The organism is Microbacterium sp. MYb64, assembly GCF_002979495.1.
Lineage (GTDB): Bacteria > Actinomycetota > Actinomycetes > Actinomycetales > Microbacteriaceae > Microbacterium > Microbacterium azadirachtae_A.
Map to the genome: position 1 here is coordinate 95,632 of NZ_PCOW01000009.1, position 20,244 is coordinate 115,875.

The following is a 20,244-nucleotide window of genomic DNA, read 5'->3' on the forward strand; positions in this document are numbered from 1 at the left end:
ACCGAGGATCCGACAGGGATCCGAGGCCGATCCGGTGGAATTCCGGGACCGACGGTGATGCGAGCGAAGGCTTGCGAGTCCGGATGAGAGGAAGCACGCACGATCGACGTGCGCCTGACCCCGGTGACCTGACCTGGATGAGGAAGGCGACATGACGGCGACAGCGGTGGAGCGGGCGGCGATGACGCACGCGCTCGAGATCGCGCGCCGCGGCCCCCGCGGGCTCAACCCGCAGGTCGGCGCCGTGATCCTCTCCCCCTCGGGCGACCTGCTCGCCGAGGGCTGGCACCGCGGCGCCGGCACCTCGCACGCGGAGGTCGATGCGCTCTCGAAGCTCACGCCGGAGCAGCTCCGCGGCGCGACCGCGGTGGTGACGCTCGAGCCGTGCAACCACACCGGGCGCACGGGCCCGTGCGCCCAGGCGCTCATCGACGCGGGCGTCCGCCGAGTGATCTATGCGCTCGACGATCCTGGGGTGGTCTCCGGCGGAGGCGCCGAGCGGATGCGCGCCGCGGGCGTCGACGTCGTCGCCGGCGAGCAGGCCGAGGCCGCGCGCGCCCTGATCGGCGATTGGCTCACCGTGCAGCGGCTCGGCCGGCCGCACGTGACCGTGAAGTGGGCGCAGAGCCTGGACGGGCGCGCCGCCGCGGCGGACGGATCCAGTCAATGGATCACCGGTCCCGCCGCCCGCGCCGATATGCACCGTCGTCGCGCGGCTGCGGACGCGATCGTCGTCGGCACCGGAACCGTGCTGGCCGACGACCCCGCCCTCACCGCCCGGGACGGCGATGCGCTGCTCCCCCACCAGCCGATTCCCGTGGTGATCGGCGCCAGGGAGACCCCCGCCGACGCCGCCGTACGCCGTCACCCGCACGAGCCCATGTTCTACGCGGAGCACGACCTCGCGGCCGTCCTCGCGGACCTGCGCGACCGCGGGGTCCAGCGCGTGTTCGTCGAAGGCGGCCCGACCCTTGCCAGCGCGTTCCTCGCGGCGGGTCTCGCCGACGAGGTGCTCGCGTATCTGGCGCCCGTGCTGATCGGCGGACCCAAGCTCGCACTCACCGACATCGGCGTGCCCTCGATCGGAGACGCACGGCGCCTCGTCGTGGACGAGTGGCTGCCGCTCGGCGCGGACCTGCTGGTGCTGGCCCACCCGGCGGACGCCGAAGGAACGACTTCGACCGTCGCCCCAGCGGCGACCGCAGACCTGAATACCTCCAGGAACGAAGGAGCAGCCTGATGTTCACCGGAATCATCGAGGAGATCGGCGAGATCACCGCGATCGCGCCCGCCGGCGACGGCTGGCGCCTGACCGTGCGCGCCCCGAGGGCGGCGTCCGACGCCGTGCACGGCGAGTCGATCGCCGTGAGCGGCGTGTGCCTCACCGTGGTCGGGTCCACCTCGGACACCTTCGACACCGACGTCATGAAGCAGACGCTCGACGTGGCCGCGATCGGCGGCGCGACCGTCGGCACGCGGGTGAACATCGAGAAGGCGATGCCGGTCGGCGCGCGCCTCGGCGGCCACATCGTGCAGGGCCACGTCGACGGGGTCGGCGAGGTGCTCGAGGTGCGCCCCGGCGCGCAGTGGAGCGTGCTGCGCATCTCCCTGCCGCACGATCTCGCCCCGCTCGTCGTGGACAAGGGATCCATCTCCGTCGACGGCACGTCGCTCACGGTGAGCGCCGTCAGCGAGCCGTCCGCGCCGGCCGCCTGGTTCGAGGTGTCGCTGATCCCGGAGACCCTCTCGGCGACCACGCTCGGATCCCGGTCCGTCGGCGACCGCGTGAACCTCGAGACCGACATCCTCGCCCGGCACGTCGAGCGGCTGCTCGCGTTCCGTGCCGCAGACGCAGGCGCCGACAGCGCCGCCACACCGGAAGGAGGCTCGCGATGAGCCTTTCCACCATCGAAGAGGCGCTGGAGTCGCTCCGCGCCGGCCGCCCGGTGCTCGTCGCCGACGATGAGAACCGCGAGAACGAGGGCGACGTCATCCTGTCGGCCGAGCTCGCGACGCCCGAGTGGATCGCGTGGACCGTGCGCTGGACCTCCGGGTACCTGTGCGCGCCCATGCCTGCCGACATCGCCGACGCGCTCAACCTGCCGCCGATGGTCGAGGCGAACGAGGACGCCCGCAGCACGGCGTACACGATCAGCGTCGACGCGGCCTCCGGGGTCACCACGGGCATCAGCGCGGCCGACCGCGCCCGCACGCTGAACGTGCTCGCGGACGCGGCATCCACCCCGACCGACCTGATCCGTCCTGGGCACGTGCTGCCGCTGCGCGCGGTCGACGGCGGCGTGCGTCAGCGCGGTGGTCACACCGAGGCCGCCGTCGAGCTCATGCGCCTGGCGGGCCTGCGCCCGGTGGGCGCGATCGCCGAGGTCGTCGCCGAGGACGGCAGCATGATGCGCCTGCCAGGCCTCATGGAGCTCGGCGAGCGCGACGGGATCCCCGTGATCACGATCGAGCAGCTCATCGCCCACCTCAACGAGACGGACCCGCGGGACGAGGCGGACTGCGTCGCGAACAACACCCGACGCCGCGTGAGCCTGCGGGCGGACGCCACGGTGCCCACCACGCACGGCGTGTTCCGGTTCCTCGCCTACAAGGACCGCATCACCGGGACCGACCACATCGCGGTCGTCTCCGGCGAGCCGACCGAGACCGCCCTGGTGCGGGTGCACTCCGAGTGCCTGACCGGCGAGGCGTTCGGCTCCCTCAAGTGCGAGTGCGGTCCTCAGCTCGAGGCGGCGCTCGATGCGATCGAGCAGGACGGCGGCATCGTCATCTACATGCGCGGGCACGAGGGACGCGGCATCGGCCTCATCAACAAGCTGCGCGCCTACGCGCTGCAGGAGGAGGGACTCGACACCGTCGACGCCAACCTCGCCCTCGGCCTGCCCGCCGATGCCCGCGACTACGCGGCGGCCGCCGGGATCCTCACTGACCTCGGCGTGAAGCGGGTGCGCCTGCTCACGAACAACACCGACAAGGTGGCGCAGCTGCGCGATCTCGGCCTCGACGTGATCGAGCAGGTCCCGCTGATCGTGGGCGTCGGTCCCAACAACCACCAGTACCTCGAGACCAAGCGCGACCGCATGGGCCACATCATCGGCGAGTCCGAACTCGCCGCTGCCCTGGCGGCGAACGGCGCGGAGAACGGAAGAGACGACGCATGAGCGGCGCAGGAGCACCCACCACCGGCGGATTCGACGCGAGCGGCCTGAACGTCGTGATCGTCGCCGGCACCTGGCACGAGACGATCACGAACGGCCTCATCGCGGGCGCGCAGCGCGTGCTCGAGGAGACCGGCGCGAACCACCGCCTGGTGCGGGTCCCCGGTTCGTTCGAGCTCGCGGTGGCGGCACAGGCCGCGTTCGCCGGCGGTGCGGACGCGGTGGTCGCGCTCGGCGTGATCATCCGCGGTGGCACCCCGCACTTCGAGTACGTCTCGGCCGCCACCACCGACGGCCTCACCCGGGTCTCCCTCGACGCGGGCAAGCCCGTCGGCTTCGGCGTGCTGACGCTGGACGACGAGCAGCAGGGTCTCGACCGTGCGGGCCTCGAGGGCTCCAAGGAGGACAAGGGCGCCGAGGCGGCCGACGCCGCCCTGCGCACCGCACAGGTCATCCGCTCCCTGCGCGGCTGAGTCGGCTCCACCGGGCTCCCCGGGCTCCCCGGGCTCACCGGGAGCCCTCTCATCTCCGAGTCGTCCCTGTCAGCGCACGCTATGGCGTCCGCTGACAGGGACGACTCCGTGTGAGGGGGTTTATTGCGCTGATCTGGTGAATTCGGGGTCGGAATGTCGGTGGCCCGGTGTTGACTGGGCATATGGCAGACGTGAGCGGTGCGGTACTGGATCCAGGGATGAACCCCGCGGATCCGGCCGTCGTGCTGACCGCGCTCCTCACCGGGTTGGAAGCGACGGAAGCTGCGATCATCCGGCTGCACGCGTTGCGGGAGGCGCAGCTCGCTGTGGCGCAAGACGTCGCCGTGGCGATCGCGGCGTCCGAACGGTCCGGATCGACGCCGGGTGCGGCGGCTGAGCTCGCCGCCCGGTCTGTCGCGGCGGAGATCGCCGGCGTGCTGCGCATGTCGGACCGAGTGGTGCAGGGTCGGATGGCGCGGGCGGCGGATCTCGTGGCCCGATTCCCCGCGACGATGCGGGCGTTCACCGATGCTCGGATCAATGCCGCGCATGTCCGCACGATCCACGATGCGGGCGCCCGCCTCGACGAGACGGTGCGGGCGGAGTTCGAGCAGATCGCGGTCGCCGCTTCGGAGGGCGAGACGCCGCATCGGGCGAAACGGATCGTCGAACGGGTCGCGGAACGGTTGGCGCCGCGGAGCTTGACCGAGCGGCACCGGGACGTGCAGGAGCACCGGCGGGTGTGGCGGGAAGACCTCGGAGACGGGCAGAAGGCCCTCGGACTGATCCACTCGGCCGCGATCGTCGACGGAATCTACGACCGGCTCACCCAGCAGGCACGGGCGGTCGCAGTCGCCAATTCGCAGGCCGCGAAGGAAGCGTTCGAAAGTTCCGATCCGGGCAGCCTCGGCGACCCGAACGACGCGCGGACGATGGATCAGCTGCGCGCCGACCTCTGCGCCGACACTCTCCTCACCGGGGCCGCGTCGGGCCACGACACGCCCTCCGGGCTCCTGACTGCGATCCAGGCACGGGTCGAGGTCACCGTCCCGGTGCTCACCCTCGTGGCGGCCGACGCCGGCAGCGGGACGGGGTCCGGCACCCCCTTCGGTGCGCGCACCGAACAGCCCGCCGAACTCGCCGGCGGGCAGCCCATCGACACGCACACCGCCCGCACGCTCGCCGGCGGGGCCACCGCCTGGGAACGGGTCCTCACCCACCCCGTGACCGGGGCGATCCTCGCCGTCGACCACTACCGCCCCAACACCGACCTGCGCCGGCTCCTGCACGCCCGGGATTCCCGATGCCGGTTCCCGACCTGCGGGCTCCCACCCGCCGCGCAGGACCTCGACCACACCATCGACGCCGCCTACGGCGGGTCTACGGAGGAAGGCAACCTCGGCGGACTCTGCCGCCGCCACCACGTCCTGAAGCATCAGACCGCGTGGAAAGTGAAACAGCGTGGCGCCGGGATCTTGGAGTGGACCAGTCCTGTCGGGCGCACCTACATCGACAGGCCGCCCCCGCCCGTGACGTTCACCGTCGAGGATCCGGATCCACCGCCCGGATCCGGCATCGCCCCGGCGCCGTTCTGACCGAGCGCCACGCAGCTGAGGTGCGCCTACCTGGCGCCGCCTCCGGTCCGGGCATAGCCTGAGGCCATGGAGACCCTCCGCGCCATCGTCGTGTTCATCCACCTGCTCGGCTTCGCCACGCTCTTCGGCGCCTGGCTCGCTCAGGCCGTCGGGGGCAAGCGCGAGTTCACGCAGCTGATGAACATCGGCCTCGCGATCGCCGGCCTCGCGGGCCTCGCCCTCGCCGCGCCGTGGGGCATCACCTGGACACCCGGCATGAGCTTCTACATCAAGATCACCGTCAAGCTCGTGGTGCTCGTCATCATCGGCGCGATGATCGGAATGGGCATGGCCCGCCAGAAGCGCGGCGAGAAGGTGCCCGCCGGCATGTTCTGGAGCGTCGGCGCCCTCACCCTGCTGAACGCGGGCCTCGGCTACTTCTGGCACTGAGCGCACGCCGCTCGACGAAGTCTTATGAGACGCGGGATCCGATCGTTCGGATCCCGCGTTTCGCGTCGTGAGCGGCGTCACACTCCGCCGCGGCCGCGTGTCCACCTGTGGATCGGCTGAACGTCAGGCGTAGACTCCCCCGGTGCCCGTCGCACGGCTGGGGACCCGGCGAGCGCAGAACGACGCACCGACCGGAGGACCGCATGAGCACCGACACCGTGACCGCACCCGCCAATCCCAGATCCCGGGTGATCCTCGCCAGCCTCATCGGCACGACGATCGAGTTCTACGACTTCTACGTCTACGCGACCGCCGCGGTCCTCGTCTTCCCGATCCTGTTCTTCCCCACCGGCAACGACACGACCGCGCTGCTCGCCTCGTTCGGCGTCTTCGGCGCCGCGATGATCGCGCGCCCGATCGGCGCCATGGTCTTCGGGCACTTCGGCGACCGCTACGGACGCAAGGCCACGCTCGTCGCCTCCCTGCTCACGATGGGCATCGCCACCTTCCTGATCGGCCTGCTGCCCACCTTCCAGCAGATCAACTGGTGGGCGGCGCTGCTGCTGCTGATCCTCCGACTCGCCCAGGGCTTCGCCCTCGGCGGCGAGTGGTCGGGCGCCGCGCTCGTCGCCACCGAGAACGCGCCGGAGGGCAAGCGCGCCTGGTACGGATCCTTCCCGCAGCTGGGCGCACCGCTCGGCTTCATCATCGCCAATGGCCTGTTCCTCACCATCAACGCCTTGCTGCCGCACGCGTCCGACCCGACGCTGAAGTCGGAGGCGTTCCTCAGCTGGGGCTGGCGCGTGCCGTTCCTGTTCTCCGCCGTCATGGTGATCATCGGCCTCTGGGTGCGCCTCAAGCTCGTCGAGTCGGAGACCTTCAAGCGCGCCGAGGACAAGGGCACCATCCGCAAGCTGCCGCTCGCGACCGTGTTCCGCCACCACGGGAAGCACCTGATCCTCGGCACCTTCGTGATGCTCGCGACCTACGTGCTGTTCTACCTGATGACGAACTTCACGCTCTCGTTCGGCACGAAGCCGTCGTCCGTCGAGGTCGCGTCGGCCGCCGCGCAGAAGGCCGCCGAGGCCAAGGGCGTCGCCTTCGATCCGGCCGCGTTCGCCGCGCAGTTCTACCCCGGCCAGGGCTTCGGCTACACCGACTTCGTGGTCATGCAGATCATCGGCGTGGTCTTCTTCGGCATCTTCACGCTCGTCTCAGGGCCGTGGGCGGATCGGATCGGGCGCCGCAAGCTCCTCATCTGGACCACGATCGCCATCATCCTGTTCGGCTTCACCTTCCCGCTGTTCCTCGGACAGCACGCCGGCGAGCCCTTCGCGGTGGTGCTGACCCAGTCGTTCCTGATCCTCGGCTTCCTGCTCATGGGCATCACATTCGGCCCGATGGGCGCGCTGCTGCCCGAGCTGTTCCCGACCAACGTCCGCTACACGGGATCCGCGGTCGCGTACAACGTGTCGTCGATCCTCGGCGCCGCGGTGGCTCCGCTCATCGCGGTGTGGCTGTGGCAGTCGGCGGGCGGATCCTCCTGGCTCGTGGGTCTGTACCTGTCGGCGATGGCCGTGCTCACCCTCATCGCGCTGATCCTCATCCCCGAGACCAAGGACCACGCCTACGAGGACGATCTCGGGGTGTCCGCCGGGAGCTGAATCAGATCCGTCAACATCGATTGACAAGCCTCCTCGTGTCAACAAGCATTGACACGAGGAGGCTTTCATGATGAAGACGGCACAGGCGACGGACCCCCACGGCGAGCCCTTGGCGGAGCTGCACCGGCTGGTCGCAGCGCGCCGGGACATCGCCCGCGCCGAGGAGGTGCAGGTGCGCCGAGCCCGCGCGAACGGCTACTCCTGGCAGGCGATCGCGAGCGCACTGGGCACCACGCGCCAGGCCGCGCATCGGCGGTTCGGCCGGCACTGAACGCGGCAGGCTCAGCCGCGGGTCGCGTCCGCCCAGCGCAGCACCCTCAGGGCGCGCAGCGTGACCCAGCGACTGGGGAATCCCTCCCGCTCGCCGTCCATCTCGAACGGTGTCGGCCCCTCGTGCGTGTTCTCCAGGCGCCACGCCCCGTCCGGCCCCTGCTTCGCGCGCAGCAGCTCGATCGCCTCGGCGCAGCGCGGATCACCCGCGGGCCTGGCTCGTCGCAGATAGTCCAGTCCGCGCAGGACGTCGTAGAACCAGCGCACCGGATAGGACGTCATCGTGAACCGCGGGTCGATGACCTCGCCCGTGCTGCGCCGCCGCAACAGCCGGCGATCGAGCAGGTACTCCTCCGCGGCGATCCGCACCGCCCGCCCCTCCTCCGTGCCGCCGGTCGCCTGCTCCCAGTCGAGCAGTCCCTCCAGCACGCAGATCGTGGAGTGCAGGGACGACGTCGTGGCACCGTACTCGGCCCAGCAGTTCCACCCGCCATCGTCGAGCCGGCTGTCGAGCAGGGTCTTGACCACCGCGTCTCCCGACTCGCCGACATGGGCGGCGATCGTCAGCACGACGCCGTTGACGCACGGCTCCGTCTCGCCGTCGAAGTAGGGCGGGGATCCCGGCTGATCCCACCGCACACCGTCGCGCACGCGCGCGACCGCGCGCCGCATGCGCTCGTCCGCGGGGTCGACCCCGAAGTCGACGAGCTGCTGCAGGCTGAAGTGCGTGGCCGTCCAGGCGTCGTACATCGGACGGCTCTCATCGACCCAGCCCGGCCGGTACACCCCGCCGTCCCACATCCCGTCCTCCGTCTGCAGCGCGAGCAGCCGGGCGCCCCATCCCTCGCCGGCCACGCGGGCGCGCTCGGCGGCCACCTCCTCGGGAGCGGCGTCCGTCAGATCCCGCAGGACCTGCCAGCGGATCGCGGGATCCCCGTCCATCAGGTAGTCGATGACGTCCATGCCGCGACGCTACCCCTCGCCCCCGACACGCGCACGGGGCGCGCCCGCTAGGAGAAGTCCGCGAGAACGCGGCGGGCGGCGCCGTCGAGCGTCAGCGTTCCGCCATAGGGCAGGATCCACTGCGGTCTCGTATGACCGAACGGCACCCCGACGCAGACCACCGCGTCGGGGTTGTACCGCGCGAAGGCCGCGAGCACGGCGTCCCGTTGCGCGGCCCGCGCCGCCGCGCGCTCCGGCGCGGCGGGCACGATCTCGCGCGTGCTGACCGGAGGCCGGGCGACGACTGCCCCAGCCACCCGCGCGAGCAGTCCCCGCTCCCCGTAGGAGCGCAGCTGCTCGGCGACGGCCGCGGCGGGCGTCAGCCGCTCACTGGTCTCCAGCAGCAGGATCGTGCCGTCGAGCTGCTCCGGACGCGGGAAGCGATCGGCGAGCGCGAGCTGGGCGAGCACCTCCGCGCAGCCGCCCCAGGTCGGCGCCGAGACCGTCTCCGCGGGTCCGGCCCAGGTCCACGGCTCGGCGGGCTCACGGTCGCCGTCCTCGTGAAGCGCGGCAGGATGCTCCCACGGCCGCCCGAAGTCCTCGGACTCCCCCGGTTCGGCGACCTCGAGGGCGCCGCCGTCGAGCAGCGCCGCCCTGAGCGATCGCGCGTGGACGTCGTCGACGGCCGGCCCCGCGCCGAGATGCACCTGCGTGGATCCGCCGTGGAAACCCGCGACGCCATGCCGCCATAGCCAGTTCAGGATGTTCGTGTTGTCGCTGTAGCCGAGGAACGGTTTCGGATCCGCCTGCGCGAGCTCCGCATCGAGATGCGGGGTGACCAGGATCTGGTCGTCGCCGCCGATGGTCGCGAGGATCGCCCGGATCGACGGGTCGGCGAAGGCCTCGTTCACGTCGGCCGCGCGCGCTTCGGGACTCGCGCCGAGCTGCCGCGTCGTCGGGTACTCGACCGGCACGAGTCCGGCGAGCGCGGTCAGTCGGCGCATCGCCTGCTCGTGGATCGCGGCCGAGACCGCGGGCGCCGCGAAGGCCGGCGAGAGCACCGCGACACGGTCGCCGGGACGGGCCTTGGGCGGATGCAGCATGCGTTCCACCCTAGGTCGCTGAAGCAGAAGGTCGCCCGCACGCAAAGCCGCGGCGACAGGATGCCGGGGACCACTCAGCCTTTTCGCCCCTGACATCCCGCCGCCGCGGGTCCTGGTGGATCCGGGCGCTCGCGCGAGCAGCCCGGATCACGTCTTATGCGCTCGCCAGGCGGTAGCGCAGCGAGGCAAGCTCGGTGGTGAGAGCCGCCGGGAGGCGGTCGCCGAACGTCGCGAAGAACTCCTCGGTCGAGTCGGCCTCACGGGACCACGACGCGGCGTCGACGCGGAACAGCTCCGCGAGATCCTCATCGGTCACATCCGCGCCCTCGAGGTTGAGGTCCTCGATCTTCGGCAGACGCCCGATCGGGCTGTCGACCGCGCCGACCTCGCCCTCGATACGACGGATGATCCAGTCGATCACGCGGGCGTTGTCACCGAAGCCCGGCCACAGGAACCGGCCGTCGGAGCCGCGGCGGAACCAGTTCACCTGGAAGATGCGCGGCGCCTTGTCGAAGCGGACCGCACGGCCCATCTTCAGCCAGTGCGCGAAGTAGTCGCCCATGTTGTAACCGCAGAACGGCAGCATCGCGAACGGGTCGCGGCGCAGCTCGCCGAGCGTGCCCTCGGCCGCGGCCGTGCGCTCGGACGAGATGGTCGCGCCGAGGAACACGCCGTGGCTCCAGTCCGTCGCCTCGACGACGAGCGGCACGTTGGTGGCGCGACGTCCGCCGAAGAGGATCACATCGAGAGGCACGCCCTCGGGGTCCTCCCAGTCCTCCGCGATCTGCGGGCACTGCGCCGCCGACACCGTGAAGCGCGAGTTCGGGTGCGCAGCAGGACGACCGGACTCCGGGGTCCACGCGTTGCCCTCCCAGTCGATGAGGTTCGCGGGCGCCTCGTCGGTCAGGCCCTCCCACCACACGTCGCCGTCGGGGCGCAGCGCCACGTTCGTGAAGATCGTGTTACCCCAGAGGGTCTCGACCGCGGTGACGTTGGTCGACTCCCCGGTGCCCGGCGCGACGCCGAAGAAGCCGGCCTCGGGGTTGATCGCGCGCATGCGCCCGTCCGCCCCGGGGCGGATCCAGGTGATGTCGTCGCCGAGGGTCTCGACCTTCCAGCCGGGGATCGTCGGGCGGAGCATCGCGAGGTTGGTCTTGCCGCACGCCGACGGGAACGCGGCGGCCACGTGGTAGGCCTTGCCCTGGGGCGAGACGACGCGGATGAGCAGCATGTGCTCGGCCATCCAGCCCTCGTCGCGGGCGAGGACCGAGGCGATCCGCAGCGCGAAGCACTTCTTCGCGAGGATCGCGTTGCCGCCGTAACCGGAGCCGAAGGAGTACACCTCGAGCGTGTCGGGGAAGTGCACGATCCACTTCTCGTCGTTGCACGGCCAGGTGGTGTCCGCCTCGCCGGCGGCGAGCGGAGCCCCGACGGAGTGCACGGTGCGCACCCACTGGGCGCCCTTCGCGATCTCGCGGACGACGGCCGCGCCGACGCGGGTCATGATGCCGATCGAGGCGACGGCGTAGGCGCTGTCGGTGACCTGCACGCCGATCTGCGAGATCGGCCCGCCGACCGGGCCCATCGAGAACGGCACGACGTACATGGTGCGACCGCGCATCGAGCCCTCGAAGATCTCGTTCATCTTCGCGTGCATCTCGGCGGGATCCGCCCAGTTGTTGGTGGGGCCGGCGTCGATCTCCTTCTCGGAGGCGATGAAGGTGCGCCCTTCGGTGCGGGCGACGTCGCTCGGGTGCGAGCGGGCCAGGTAGGAGCCGGGGCGCCACTCTGGGTTGAGCTTGATGAGCTTGCCCTCGTCGACGAGCTCGTGCAGCAGCGCGTCGTTCTCGGCAGCGGATCCGTCGATCCAGTGCACGCGGTCCGCCTGGGTCAGGGCGCGGATCTCGTCGACCCAGGCGCTGAGCGCGGCGAAGGCCGGCGTGTCATACTCGGGAGCCGCACCGTACTCGCGCACGGGTGCGAGGTGGGTGGTCCGCGGGGTGGACGTCTCGGCGATAGCCATGGCCTGCTCCTTAAATCCTGGGGCGTTGTAACCATTCTGTGCGAGTAATCGGCACTCTTCGGGTCGATCTTGGCTTCAAGAACCTGAATTCTTTCGCTAGGATCAAAAGCATGGCTTCAGGACTCGAGCTCACCACCCTCGGACATCGCATCCGACACCACCGCACGCGCAGCGGCATGACGCTGGACGAGCTGGGCGCCGCCGTCGGTGTCGCCGGCTCCCAGCTCAGCCTCATCGAGAACGGCAAGCGCGAGCCGAAGCTCTCCCTGCTGCAGGCCATCGCGAATGCGACGGGCACCGAGGTGAGCGACCTCATCTCGGGTGAGCCGCCGAACCGGCGTGCGGCGCTGGAGATCGAACTCGACCGCGCGCAGTCCAGCTCGGTGTTCCGCCAGCTCGGCATCACGCCCGTGCGGGTGAACAAGGGCATGCCCGACGAGACCATCGAGTCGATCCTGGGGCTGCACCGGGAGCTGCACCGCCGCGAGCGCGAGGCGATCGCCACGCCGGAGGAGGCACGACGCGCCAACACCGAGCTGCGCCTCAAGATGCGTGCCCTGGACAACCACCTGCCCGACATCGAGGCGCTCGCCGAGAAGCAGCTCAAGGCGGCGGGCCACTCCTCAGGAGCGCTCACCCACCGCACCGTGAGCATCATGGCCGAGCAGCTCGGCTTCGAGCTGCTCTACGTCGACGACCTGCCCCACTCCACGCGGTCGGTCACCGATCTCGAGCACGGTCGGATCTACCTGCCGCCCGCGTCGATCCCCGGCGGGCACGGCCTCCGCTCGATGGCACTGCAGGCGATGGCGCACCGGATGCTCGGACACACCCCTCCCACCGACTACGCCGACTTCCTGCAGCAGCGGCTCGAGATCAACTACTTCGCCGCGTGCTGCCTGGTGCCTGAGACGGCGGGCGTCGCCTTCCTGCAGCAGGCGAAGAAGGACCGCAACCTCGCGGTCGAGGACTTCCGCGACGCGTTCGGCGTGACCCACGAGGCCGCCGGCATGCGGATGACCAACCTCATGACGACGCACCTCGACATGCGGCTGCACTTCCTGCGCGTGGACGAATCCGGCGCGCTCACCCGCGTGTACGAGAACGACGACCTCCCGCTGCCGACGGACGTCACGGGATCCGTCGAGGGCCTCACGGTGTGCCGCAAGTTCTCCGCGCGGGCGGCCTTCAGCCAGCGCAACCGCACCACCGAGCACTACCAGTACACGGACACCCCGTCCGGCACGTTCTGGTGCTCGACGCAGACCGGATCCACCGACGGCGGCGGCTTCTCGATCACGGTCGGCGTGCCGTTCGACGACGCGCGCTGGTGGCGCGGCAGGGAGACCACCGACCGCGCGCAGTCGACCTGCCCGGACGAGGCGTGCTGCCGCCGTCCCCCGGCCGGCATCGCGGAGCGCTGGAGCAGCAAGGCCTGGCCGAGCGCCCGCGTGCACACGCACATGTTCTCGCCGCTCCCCCGCGGTGCGTTCCCCGGTGTCGACGACAACGAGGTGTACTCGTTCCTGGACCGGCACGCGGCCCAGTAGCGTGGCAGCATGCCCCTCGCCCTCGTCACCGGCGCCGCACGCGCCGACAGCATCGCGGCGGGGATCGTGCCGCGCCTTCGTCAGAGCGGTTGGACCGTCGTCACGAGCGATCTCGGTGACGCCGACCACCCGGCGGATCTGTCGACGACGGACGGCCCCGAGGCGCTGATCGACACGGTCGTGCGCGAGCACGGAACGATCTCCGCTCTGGTGCTGAGCCATGCCTACGACGTCGAGTCGGGGATCCTGGACACGACCGCGGAGAGCTTCGATCGGCACGTCGCCGTGAACGCGCGCGCCACGCTGCTGCTGATCGCGGCGTTCGCGCGGCAGGCGGCCCCCGAGGGCGGGGCGATCGTCGCCCTCACGAGCGACCACGTGACGGGGAACCTGCCGTACGGGGCGTCCAAGGGCGCGCTCGACCGCATCGTGATCTCCGCGTCGCGAGAGCTCGGGCCCCGAGGGATCTCCGCGAACGTGCTGAACCCGGGCCCGATCGACACCGGCTGGATGGACGAGGGCGTCCGCGAGCACCTCGCCGGGCTGACGCCGCAGGGACGTCTCGGTCGTCCGGCCGATGTCGCGGCGCTGGTGGACTTCCTGGTCTCCCCGGAAGGACGCTGGGTGTCCGGCCAGCTGCTCAAGTCCGACGGCGCCTTCTCCGCCGAGTTCTGAGCCGGGCGTCCGCGCGGCGGTGAGCGACCGTCAGTGCGCCGAGACGAAGTCGGCGTAGCGGCGCAGGGCCGAGGCCACGGCAGCGGGATCCGGAGCCGGCTCCCCGCCGAAGAGCTCGGGGACCGGGTCGTCGCGGTGCCGGCCGACGGCCGCCGAGTGCGTCCATGCGCCGGCGATCCGGCCCGCCGCGAGCAGGCTCGCGCGCACCATGCCGTTCTTGCCGGGACCGATCAGTGCCATGCTCTCGGCCGTGGCCACCGCCGAGCGGTCGGCGTAGGAGATGTAGTACTCGTCGAACATGGGCAGTGCGAGCGTCGCGGCGTCGTCCGCTCCGGCGGCACGGCGAGGGCGAACAGTACCGATGAACACGCCCTCCGCCTTCTCCGTCACCCTCGCGCGCCCCCGCTCGACGGCGTCGCGCGCCACGGTGATCGGCAGGCCGGACCACCAGGCGAAGTCGTCGACCGTCACGGGCCCGTGCCCGTCGACGTAGCGGACGAACAGCTCGGCCAGCGGATCCGCGGGCGGCGCGGTCTCGGGGAGCCATTCCTCGCCGAGCATGAACAGCTGCTCGCGCGAGACCGCGTCGTCCCGGTGCACGACCGGCCCCTGCACCAGGATGCCGCGCACGTTGAGCGCGTAGATGAGGTGCACCCCGCGCTGGCCCGCCGGATCGATGCCGATCTCGGCGAGGTCGTCGAAGAGCTGCGCCCTCGTGCGCCCTCCGTCGGCGAGTCGCTCGCGGAACGCCGACTCGACGCGCGCGACGAGCGCGTCGTCGATGCCGAGCTGGCGCTGGCGCGTCGCGTCCTGCCGGAGCTGCCGATCGCCCGTCACCGAGAGCACCCACCGCACATCTTCGGCGGGGATCACGTGCAGCGTGCCGCGCATGGTGTGCGTGCGCACGAGCTCGCCGCGATCGAACGCCGCATCGACGGCGGCGAGCGTCGGAGCACCGGACGAGCGGATCCCGAGCGCCCAGCGTCCGGCGACGAACTCCTGGCCCTGCACGGCGAGCATGTGCCGGGCGGCGGCGACAGGGGTGCGAGCAGGGGCGGTGAGCCGGTGCGAGCGGAGCCGTTCGCTCAGGAGTGCCGTCATGGGTCCATCATGCCGCGGGGTCCGGACATCGACCGGGGGCGTCAGGCGTTCACACATTTCGGGGCGTCCTCTACGCGTTTGGGGCGCGTCTCGCCGGAAAAATCCGACGGGACGCGCCCCAAAACGTGAGAGTGGGCCCCAAAACGAGTGGGACGGACCGGAAACAGGGCCTCAGGCCTGCAGCGTGACCTCGCGGCGCACCGGCAGCACGACCGGGTGCGAGCCGGCCATGACCTCGAGCACGCGGATGACCTGGCTCGAGTAGCCGAACTCGTTGTCGTACCAGACGTAGAGGATCACGTCGGTGCCGTTCGCGATCGTCGCGAGGCCGTCGACGATCCCGGCCCTGTGCGAGCCGACGAAGTCGGTCGAGACGACCTCGGGCGACTCGACGTAGTCGATCTGCTGGCGCAGCTTGGAGTGCAGCGACACCCGGCGCAGGTAGTCGTTGATCTCGGCCTTCTCCGCCGGACGCTCCAGGGTCAGGTGCAGCACGGCGAGCGACACGTCGGGCGTGGGCACGCGGATCGCGGATCCGGTCAGCTTGCCGGCGAGCTCGGGCAGAGCCCGGGCGACGGCCTTCGCGGCGCCGGTCTCCGTGATGACCATGTTCAGCACCGCCGAGCGGCCGCGGCGGTCGCCCTTGTGGAAGTTGTCGATGAGGTTCTGGTCGTTCGTGAAGGAGTGCACCGTCTCGACGTGGCCGCGGACGATGCCGTAGGCCTCGTCGACGGCCTTGAGCACCGGGGTGATCGCGTTCGTCGTGCAGGAGGCGGCGGACAGGATCCGGTCGCCGTCCTCGATGGTGCCGTGGTTGATCCCGTGCACGATGTTCTTCAGGTCGCCCTTGCCGGGCGCGGTGAGCAGGACGCGGGCGACGCCCGTGGACTCCAGGTGGCGGCTGAGGCCCGCCTCGTCGCGCCAGCGGCCGGTGTTGTCGACGACGATCGCGTCGCGGATGCCGTAGGCGGTGTAGTCGATCGTGCCGGGGTCGTCCGAGTAGATGACCTGGATCCGGGTGCCGTTGGCGATGAGCTGCGAGTTCTCCTCGTCGACGTCGACGGAGCCCTCGAAGCGGCCGTGCACCGAGTCGCGCAGCAGCAGGGAGGCGCGCTTGACGAGGTCGTTCTCGGCGCCCTTGCGCACGACGATGGCGCGCAGCCGCAGGCCGCTGCCTCCGCCGGTGTGCGCGATGAGGATGCGGGCGAGCAGGCGCCCGATGCGGCCGAAGCCGTAGAGCACGACGTCGGTGGGCTCGGCGGGAGCCGTCTCGCCCAGCGCAGGGGCGAGCTCGGCGCGGAGGCGCTCGACGATCTCGGCGGCGTCGCCCTGCGCGTGCTCCACGAGACGCCCGATGTCGAGCGAGGCGGAGGAGGGGGCGAGCTCGCGGAGCGCCTCGAGCACGGCGAGGGTGTCCTCGAGCGGGAGCTCGTCGTGGCCGAGGCCGGCGACGCGCTCATGCACCTCGAGGATCTCGGTGGTGGACAGGCCGAGCAGGCGGTGCCCGTGCAGCGACGTGACCACGTCGCGATCGCGGTTCAGCCCGCCGATCAGCGGGATCATCCGCTCGGCGAGTTCTTCTCTGGCCTTCCAGTCGTCGCGGCGCGCGGCGAAGTCGTTCATCAGCGTCCTTGCATGCACATGCGCCAGGGGATCGATGGCGCGGGATCGGGTGGGGGCGGATCCGCCCCTATCCAGGGTAGGCGGCCGCCCTGGCCGCATCCGACCGATCCAGGCCGCAAGAATCGGGCTTCTTTGCGCCTCGCACAAGGCGGACCCGTGCCTCTCCGGACGGCGGCCGCACAATGCCGCGGACCTGCATCCCTGACGCATCGATCTATTCGTCTACACTGGTGGAATAATGAACCAGACACCGCTCGTCGACGACGCCGATCTCCTCCTGCACGGCGGACGGATCCACACCCTCGACGGGCAGGGGGCAACGACCGACGCCCTCGCCGTCCGCTCCGGCCGCATCGTCGCCCTCGGGGCCGACGCGCTCCGAATGCACGCGACCAAGACCGTCGACCTCGACGGACGCACCGCGATTCCCGGGGTGAACGACTCCCACCTGCACGCGGCCTGGCTGGGCGCGCGCTGGCCGCACCTGTTCTTCTCCGCCACGCCCCCGGCGGAGCAGCCCGCCGGCGCGCTCGTGCACACCGCCGCCGAGCGCCGCGCGGCCCTGCAGAACGCCTGGCGCCTGCTCGCCGAACTCGGCATCACGAGCTACACCGAGCCGGGGATCGGGCCGGGCGAGGACGCGGGCGAGACCGGCTGCTTCGGCACCGCCATGATGGACGCCTACCTCGCGCTGCACCGCGAGAAGGCGCAGACGGCGCGGGTGACCCTGCTGCGCCTGTTCGGCACGCTGGACGGATCCGCGGAGCTCGAGGACTTCGAACGCGGCATCCGCACCCCGGTGCCCACGACGGATCCGCGCTGGCTGGCGGTGACCGGCGTGAAGATCTTCGCGGACGGGATCCCTCCGATGACGACCTCATGGGTGAGCGAGCCGTACCCGGACGGCACCTCGGGAGAGCTGCTGCCGCAGAGCGCCGACGGTGCGTTGCACGCCTACCGGCGCATGATCGCGATCGCGCTCGAGCGCGGCGAGCAGATCGCGGTGCACGCGACCGGCGACCGCTCGATCGAGGAGTTCCTGCGCGTGCTCGAGGAGCACCCCGGATCCTCCGGTGCGGCGCCGCACTACGCCGTGCACGCCGACCTCGCGACCCCTGGACAGATCGAGCGCATGCGCGCGGTCGGGGCGGGCTTCGCGGTGCAGCCGCTGATCGCGGAGCACACCAGGGACTGGGCCGGCGCGCAGCTCGGCCCAGAGCGCACCGCCGCCGCCTGGCCGCTCGGCGAGATGCTCGCGTCCGGAGCGCTGACCACGATCACGAGCGACGCCCCGATCGCGACGCCGGACTGGCGCATCGGGCTGGACGCCTCGCTCGCCCTTCTCGGCCGCGACGACGCCGGCACCCGCGAGCAGCTCCTCCGGCGCGTGACGATCGACCCGGCCCGCCAGGACGGCGCCGCCTCGTGGAAGGGGTCGCTCGAGGTCGGCAAGGTCGCCGACATCACGGTGCTGGACGAGGATCCCGCCGAGCCCGGCCGCCCCTTCGCCGGCATCGGCATCGCGTGCACGATCGTCGACGGCCGGACGGTGTTCGAGCGGGGGTGAGTGCGGGGGCCCTGCCATGCGCACGAGCCGTGCACACGACGGCATCCCGTGCACTCGGCGCGTCGCGCGCACGCACGAAACGGGCGGGCGACGTGTCCGCTCGTCGCCCGCCCGGGATCCGGCCACGTCCGCGAGAACCGGATCCGGATGCGCCGCCCGCCGACCCTCCGAGAGGGGCCGGCGGGCGACGCCGCTCTCACACCGCCGTGGCGATGAGCACCCGCGGGCTCGCCGGGAGCGCGACCTTCTCCCGCACCTCCCAGCCGGCGTCGGCCAGCCAGCCGCGCACCTGCGCCTCGGGGTACACGATCGTGCCGTCGATCACGAGGTACTCCCCCGCATGCAGCGCGTCGATGCCGCGCTGCGAGGCGTCCTCGTCGAGGAAGAAGTCGAGCACCGTGAGGGTGGCGCCGGGGACCGCCGCGGCCCGGAGGTTGCGGAAGATCTGCGCGTTCTCCTCCGCCGAGAAGCGGTGGATCACGTGGTTCGCGAGCACCGCGTCGTAGGCGCCCTGCGGCTGTGCGGTCGCGGTGTCCGCGGTCTCTACCACGGCGCGGTCCGCAACGCCCGCCGCCTCGATCGCCTCCGCCACGCCGCCCTCGAACCCTGGTGCATACAGGAACGTGGTGCGCAGACCGGCGTTGCGCTTCATCGCCTCCAGCGCGAAGCCCGCCGACAGCCCGCCGAAGTCCAGCGCGTTCGTCGCCGCGGAGAGGTCGACGAGGCGGCCGAACTCCTGCGCGTGCAGCGCGTTGTAGGTCATGACCCCGGCCATGAAGGTGCCCCAGCGGGCGTCGTCCATCTGCAGGTCCCCCGGCTCGGTCGTGTCGACCGTGCGCCCGAACTGCAGCCAGTGCGGGTAGCTGATCTCGCCGAGGAACGTGAGGAACGGGGCCAGGTCGAGCGCGGAGGACTCCCCCGCGAGGTACGCGGCCGCATCGGACTCGAGCGCATAGCGTCCCTCCGCGCGCGTCAGCAGCCCCTTCCCCGCCATCGCGTCGGCGAGGATCTGCGCGATGCGCTCGCTCACGCCGGTGCGCTCCGCGATCGCGGGAACCGTGTCGGCGCCCGCGGCGATCGCGGCGAACAGGCCGATCCGACTGGCTTCGAACAGCTGCTTCGAGGCCATGTAGCCCGTCGCGATGTCCAGGATGCGCGCGGCGTCGGGTGTCGTCGTCATGTGTATTGCCTTTCGTGAGTGGTAAGTCTACAAACGTAGGAAGAAACAGGTAGGGGTGGGCCGCCCTTCGACGAGCTCAGGGACCGGGCGGCTCAGGGGACGGGGAGCTCAGTCCCCCGCGAGGAACTCCGCGACCGCAGCGCGGAACTCGGGCGCGTGCAGCGCAGCCAGGTGGTCACCGGGCACCCGCATGACGCGGGAGTCCGCCACCGCGGCGGCGAGCGCGTCGACGCCCTGCGCCATCGGATCGTCGGCTCCGCCGACCAGCAGCACGGGCTGCGCCGGCGCGCCGACCGCGGGATCGAACGGCTCGGACGCGAGCCCCTCGATCAGGTCGAACAGCGCCTCGGGGCGGTTGCCTGGCAGCGTCACCATGCCCAGGATCATGCCCGTGATCGGATCCGCCGGCGCGGGTCCCCCGGCGAGCGCGGCGCGGGCGGCGGGCACATCGACCAGGGCGAACGGCTCCATCGGACTGAGGCCGCCGAGCACCACTCGCCGCACCGAGAGCCCGGGATGGCCCGCGAGCGCCCAGGCCAGCCGCGCGCCGAGCGAATAGCCGACGACGTCGATCTCCTCGCCCGCACAGGCCGTGACGACAGCCTGCGCGAGCAGGTCGACGACCCCCGATGTGGAGAGCGCGCCGACCGCGGGGCTGTCGCCGTGCGCGGGCAGATCCACCCGCACGGCGGGGCGATCCGCGAGCACCGGATCCCACTCGGCGGCCGGCCAGTCGAGGCGGGCGCGCGAGGCGAGGCCGTGCAGGAACAGCACCGGCCGGCCGGTCCCCTCGCGACGGGTGACGGACAGGGCGATCTCGGGTGCGCCGGTCATCGGGCGCCCTCCTCTCGTTGAAGCGTGGAGGCCGCC

The 20,244-nt window shown here is 71.4% G+C and carries 18 protein-coding genes; 11 read left to right on the plus strand and 7 right to left on the minus strand.

Annotated elements, in window-relative coordinates:
* The first annotated feature begins 151 nt into the window (after nucleotides 1-151).
* The 8 genes from ribD (at nucleotide 152) to CQ044_RS10350 (ending at nucleotide 7,611) form a co-directional block, all read left to right on the plus strand.
* The gene (ribD, locus tag CQ044_RS10315; RefSeq protein WP_105688386.1) at nucleotides 152-1,240 is read left to right on the plus strand and encodes a bifunctional diaminohydroxyphosphoribosylaminopyrimidine deaminase/5-amino-6-(5-phosphoribosylamino)uracil reductase RibD; all 1,089 of its coding nucleotides are present in this window, start codon (nucleotides 152-154) and stop codon (nucleotides 1,238-1,240) included.
* On the plus strand, nucleotides 1,240-1,896 hold the full coding sequence (locus tag CQ044_RS10320) for a riboflavin synthase (RefSeq protein WP_045270865.1): 657 nt from the start codon (nucleotides 1,240-1,242) through the stop codon (nucleotides 1,894-1,896). Before ribD ends, CQ044_RS10320 begins: the two co-directional genes overlap by 1 nt.
* Complete coding sequence (gene ribA, locus CQ044_RS10325; RefSeq protein ID WP_105688387.1) at nucleotides 1,893-3,182, plus strand: GTP cyclohydrolase II; 1,290 nt, start codon at nucleotides 1,893-1,895, stop codon at nucleotides 3,180-3,182. Before CQ044_RS10320 ends, ribA begins: the two co-directional genes overlap by 4 nt.
* A complete protein-coding gene (ribH, locus tag CQ044_RS10330) occupies nucleotides 3,179-3,652 on the plus strand; it encodes a 6,7-dimethyl-8-ribityllumazine synthase (RefSeq protein ID WP_045251317.1) in 474 nt (157 codons plus the stop codon). Before ribA ends, ribH begins: the two co-directional genes overlap by 4 nt.
* A gap of 182 nt (nucleotides 3,653-3,834) precedes the next feature.
* Nucleotides 3,835-5,247: an HNH endonuclease signature motif containing protein gene (locus tag CQ044_RS10335; RefSeq protein WP_258133249.1), complete on the plus strand. Its 1,413-nt coding sequence runs from the start codon at nucleotides 3,835-3,837 to the stop codon at nucleotides 5,245-5,247.
* 66 nt (nucleotides 5,248-5,313) lie between these two features.
* Nucleotides 5,314-5,676, plus strand: a complete 363-nt coding sequence (locus CQ044_RS10340) for a hypothetical protein (RefSeq protein WP_045270868.1) — start codon at nucleotides 5,314-5,316, stop codon at nucleotides 5,674-5,676.
* 203 nt (nucleotides 5,677-5,879) lie between these two features.
* Entirely contained in the window at nucleotides 5,880-7,340 is a 1,461-nt protein-coding gene (locus CQ044_RS10345) for an MFS transporter (RefSeq protein ID WP_105688389.1), read from the plus strand.
* 67 nt (nucleotides 7,341-7,407) lie between these two features.
* On the plus strand, nucleotides 7,408-7,611 hold the full coding sequence (locus tag CQ044_RS10350; protein ID WP_045270872.1) for a hypothetical protein: 204 nt from the start codon (nucleotides 7,408-7,410) through the stop codon (nucleotides 7,609-7,611).
* Between the two features lie 11 nt (nucleotides 7,612-7,622).
* Here the strand turns inward: CQ044_RS10350 and CQ044_RS10355 are convergent, their stop codons facing one another.
* The 3 genes from CQ044_RS10355 to CQ044_RS10365 all read right to left on the minus strand — a co-directional run bounded on the left by CQ044_RS10355 (nucleotide 7,623) and on the right by CQ044_RS10365 (nucleotide 11,678).
* Nucleotides 7,623-8,573 (minus strand): hypothetical protein, encoded by a 951-nt coding sequence (locus CQ044_RS10355; RefSeq protein ID WP_105688390.1) that lies wholly within the window; start codon nucleotides 8,571-8,573, stop codon nucleotides 7,623-7,625.
* A gap of 47 nt (nucleotides 8,574-8,620) precedes the next feature.
* Nucleotides 8,621-9,655, minus strand: coding sequence for a S66 peptidase family protein (locus CQ044_RS10360; protein WP_105688391.1), 1,035 nt, complete (start codon nucleotides 9,653-9,655; stop codon nucleotides 8,621-8,623).
* Between the two features lie 154 nt (nucleotides 9,656-9,809).
* Entirely contained in the window at nucleotides 9,810-11,678 is a 1,869-nt protein-coding gene (locus CQ044_RS10365; protein WP_105688392.1) for a phosphoenolpyruvate carboxykinase (GTP), read from the minus strand.
* 110 nt (nucleotides 11,679-11,788) lie between these two features.
* On the opposite strand from CQ044_RS10365, the gene CQ044_RS10370 reads away from it, so the two are divergent.
* Together CQ044_RS10370 and CQ044_RS10375 are read left to right on the plus strand one after the other, a co-directional pair.
* Entirely contained in the window at nucleotides 11,789-13,228 is a 1,440-nt protein-coding gene (locus tag CQ044_RS10370) for a helix-turn-helix domain-containing protein (RefSeq protein WP_045270875.1), read from the plus strand.
* A 9-nt stretch (nucleotides 13,229-13,237) separates the two neighbouring features.
* Nucleotides 13,238-13,903: an SDR family oxidoreductase gene (locus tag CQ044_RS10375; protein ID WP_105688393.1), complete on the plus strand. Its 666-nt coding sequence runs from the start codon at nucleotides 13,238-13,240 to the stop codon at nucleotides 13,901-13,903.
* A gap of 30 nt (nucleotides 13,904-13,933) precedes the next feature.
* Here CQ044_RS10375 and CQ044_RS10380 read toward each other — a convergent pair whose 3' ends face one another.
* Together CQ044_RS10380 and CQ044_RS10385 are read right to left on the minus strand one after the other, a co-directional pair.
* Entirely contained in the window at nucleotides 13,934-15,004 is a 1,071-nt protein-coding gene (locus CQ044_RS10380) for a winged helix DNA-binding domain-containing protein (RefSeq protein WP_105688394.1), read from the minus strand.
* A gap of 171 nt (nucleotides 15,005-15,175) precedes the next feature.
* Nucleotides 15,176-16,627: a glyceraldehyde-3-phosphate dehydrogenase gene (locus CQ044_RS10385; protein WP_105688395.1), complete on the minus strand. Its 1,452-nt coding sequence runs from the start codon at nucleotides 16,625-16,627 to the stop codon at nucleotides 15,176-15,178.
* Between the two features lie 238 nt (nucleotides 16,628-16,865).
* Here CQ044_RS10385 and CQ044_RS10390 point away from each other — a divergent pair, with 238 nt between their 5' ends.
* Nucleotides 16,866-18,194, plus strand: coding sequence for an amidohydrolase (locus tag CQ044_RS10390; protein WP_105688396.1), 1,329 nt, complete (start codon nucleotides 16,866-16,868; stop codon nucleotides 18,192-18,194).
* A gap of 196 nt (nucleotides 18,195-18,390) precedes the next feature.
* On the opposite strand, the gene CQ044_RS10395 is transcribed toward CQ044_RS10390, so the two are convergent.
* Nucleotides 18,391-19,374: a methyltransferase dimerization domain-containing protein gene (locus CQ044_RS10395; protein WP_105688397.1), complete on the minus strand. Its 984-nt coding sequence runs from the start codon at nucleotides 19,372-19,374 to the stop codon at nucleotides 18,391-18,393.
* A 108-nt stretch (nucleotides 19,375-19,482) separates the two neighbouring features.
* Nucleotides 19,483-20,208 carry an alpha/beta fold hydrolase gene (locus CQ044_RS10400; protein WP_105688398.1) on the minus strand — a complete coding sequence of 242 codons (726 nt, stop codon included), beginning with the start codon at nucleotides 20,206-20,208 and terminating at the stop codon, nucleotides 19,483-19,485.
* Nucleotides 20,209-20,244: the final 36 nt, after the last annotated feature.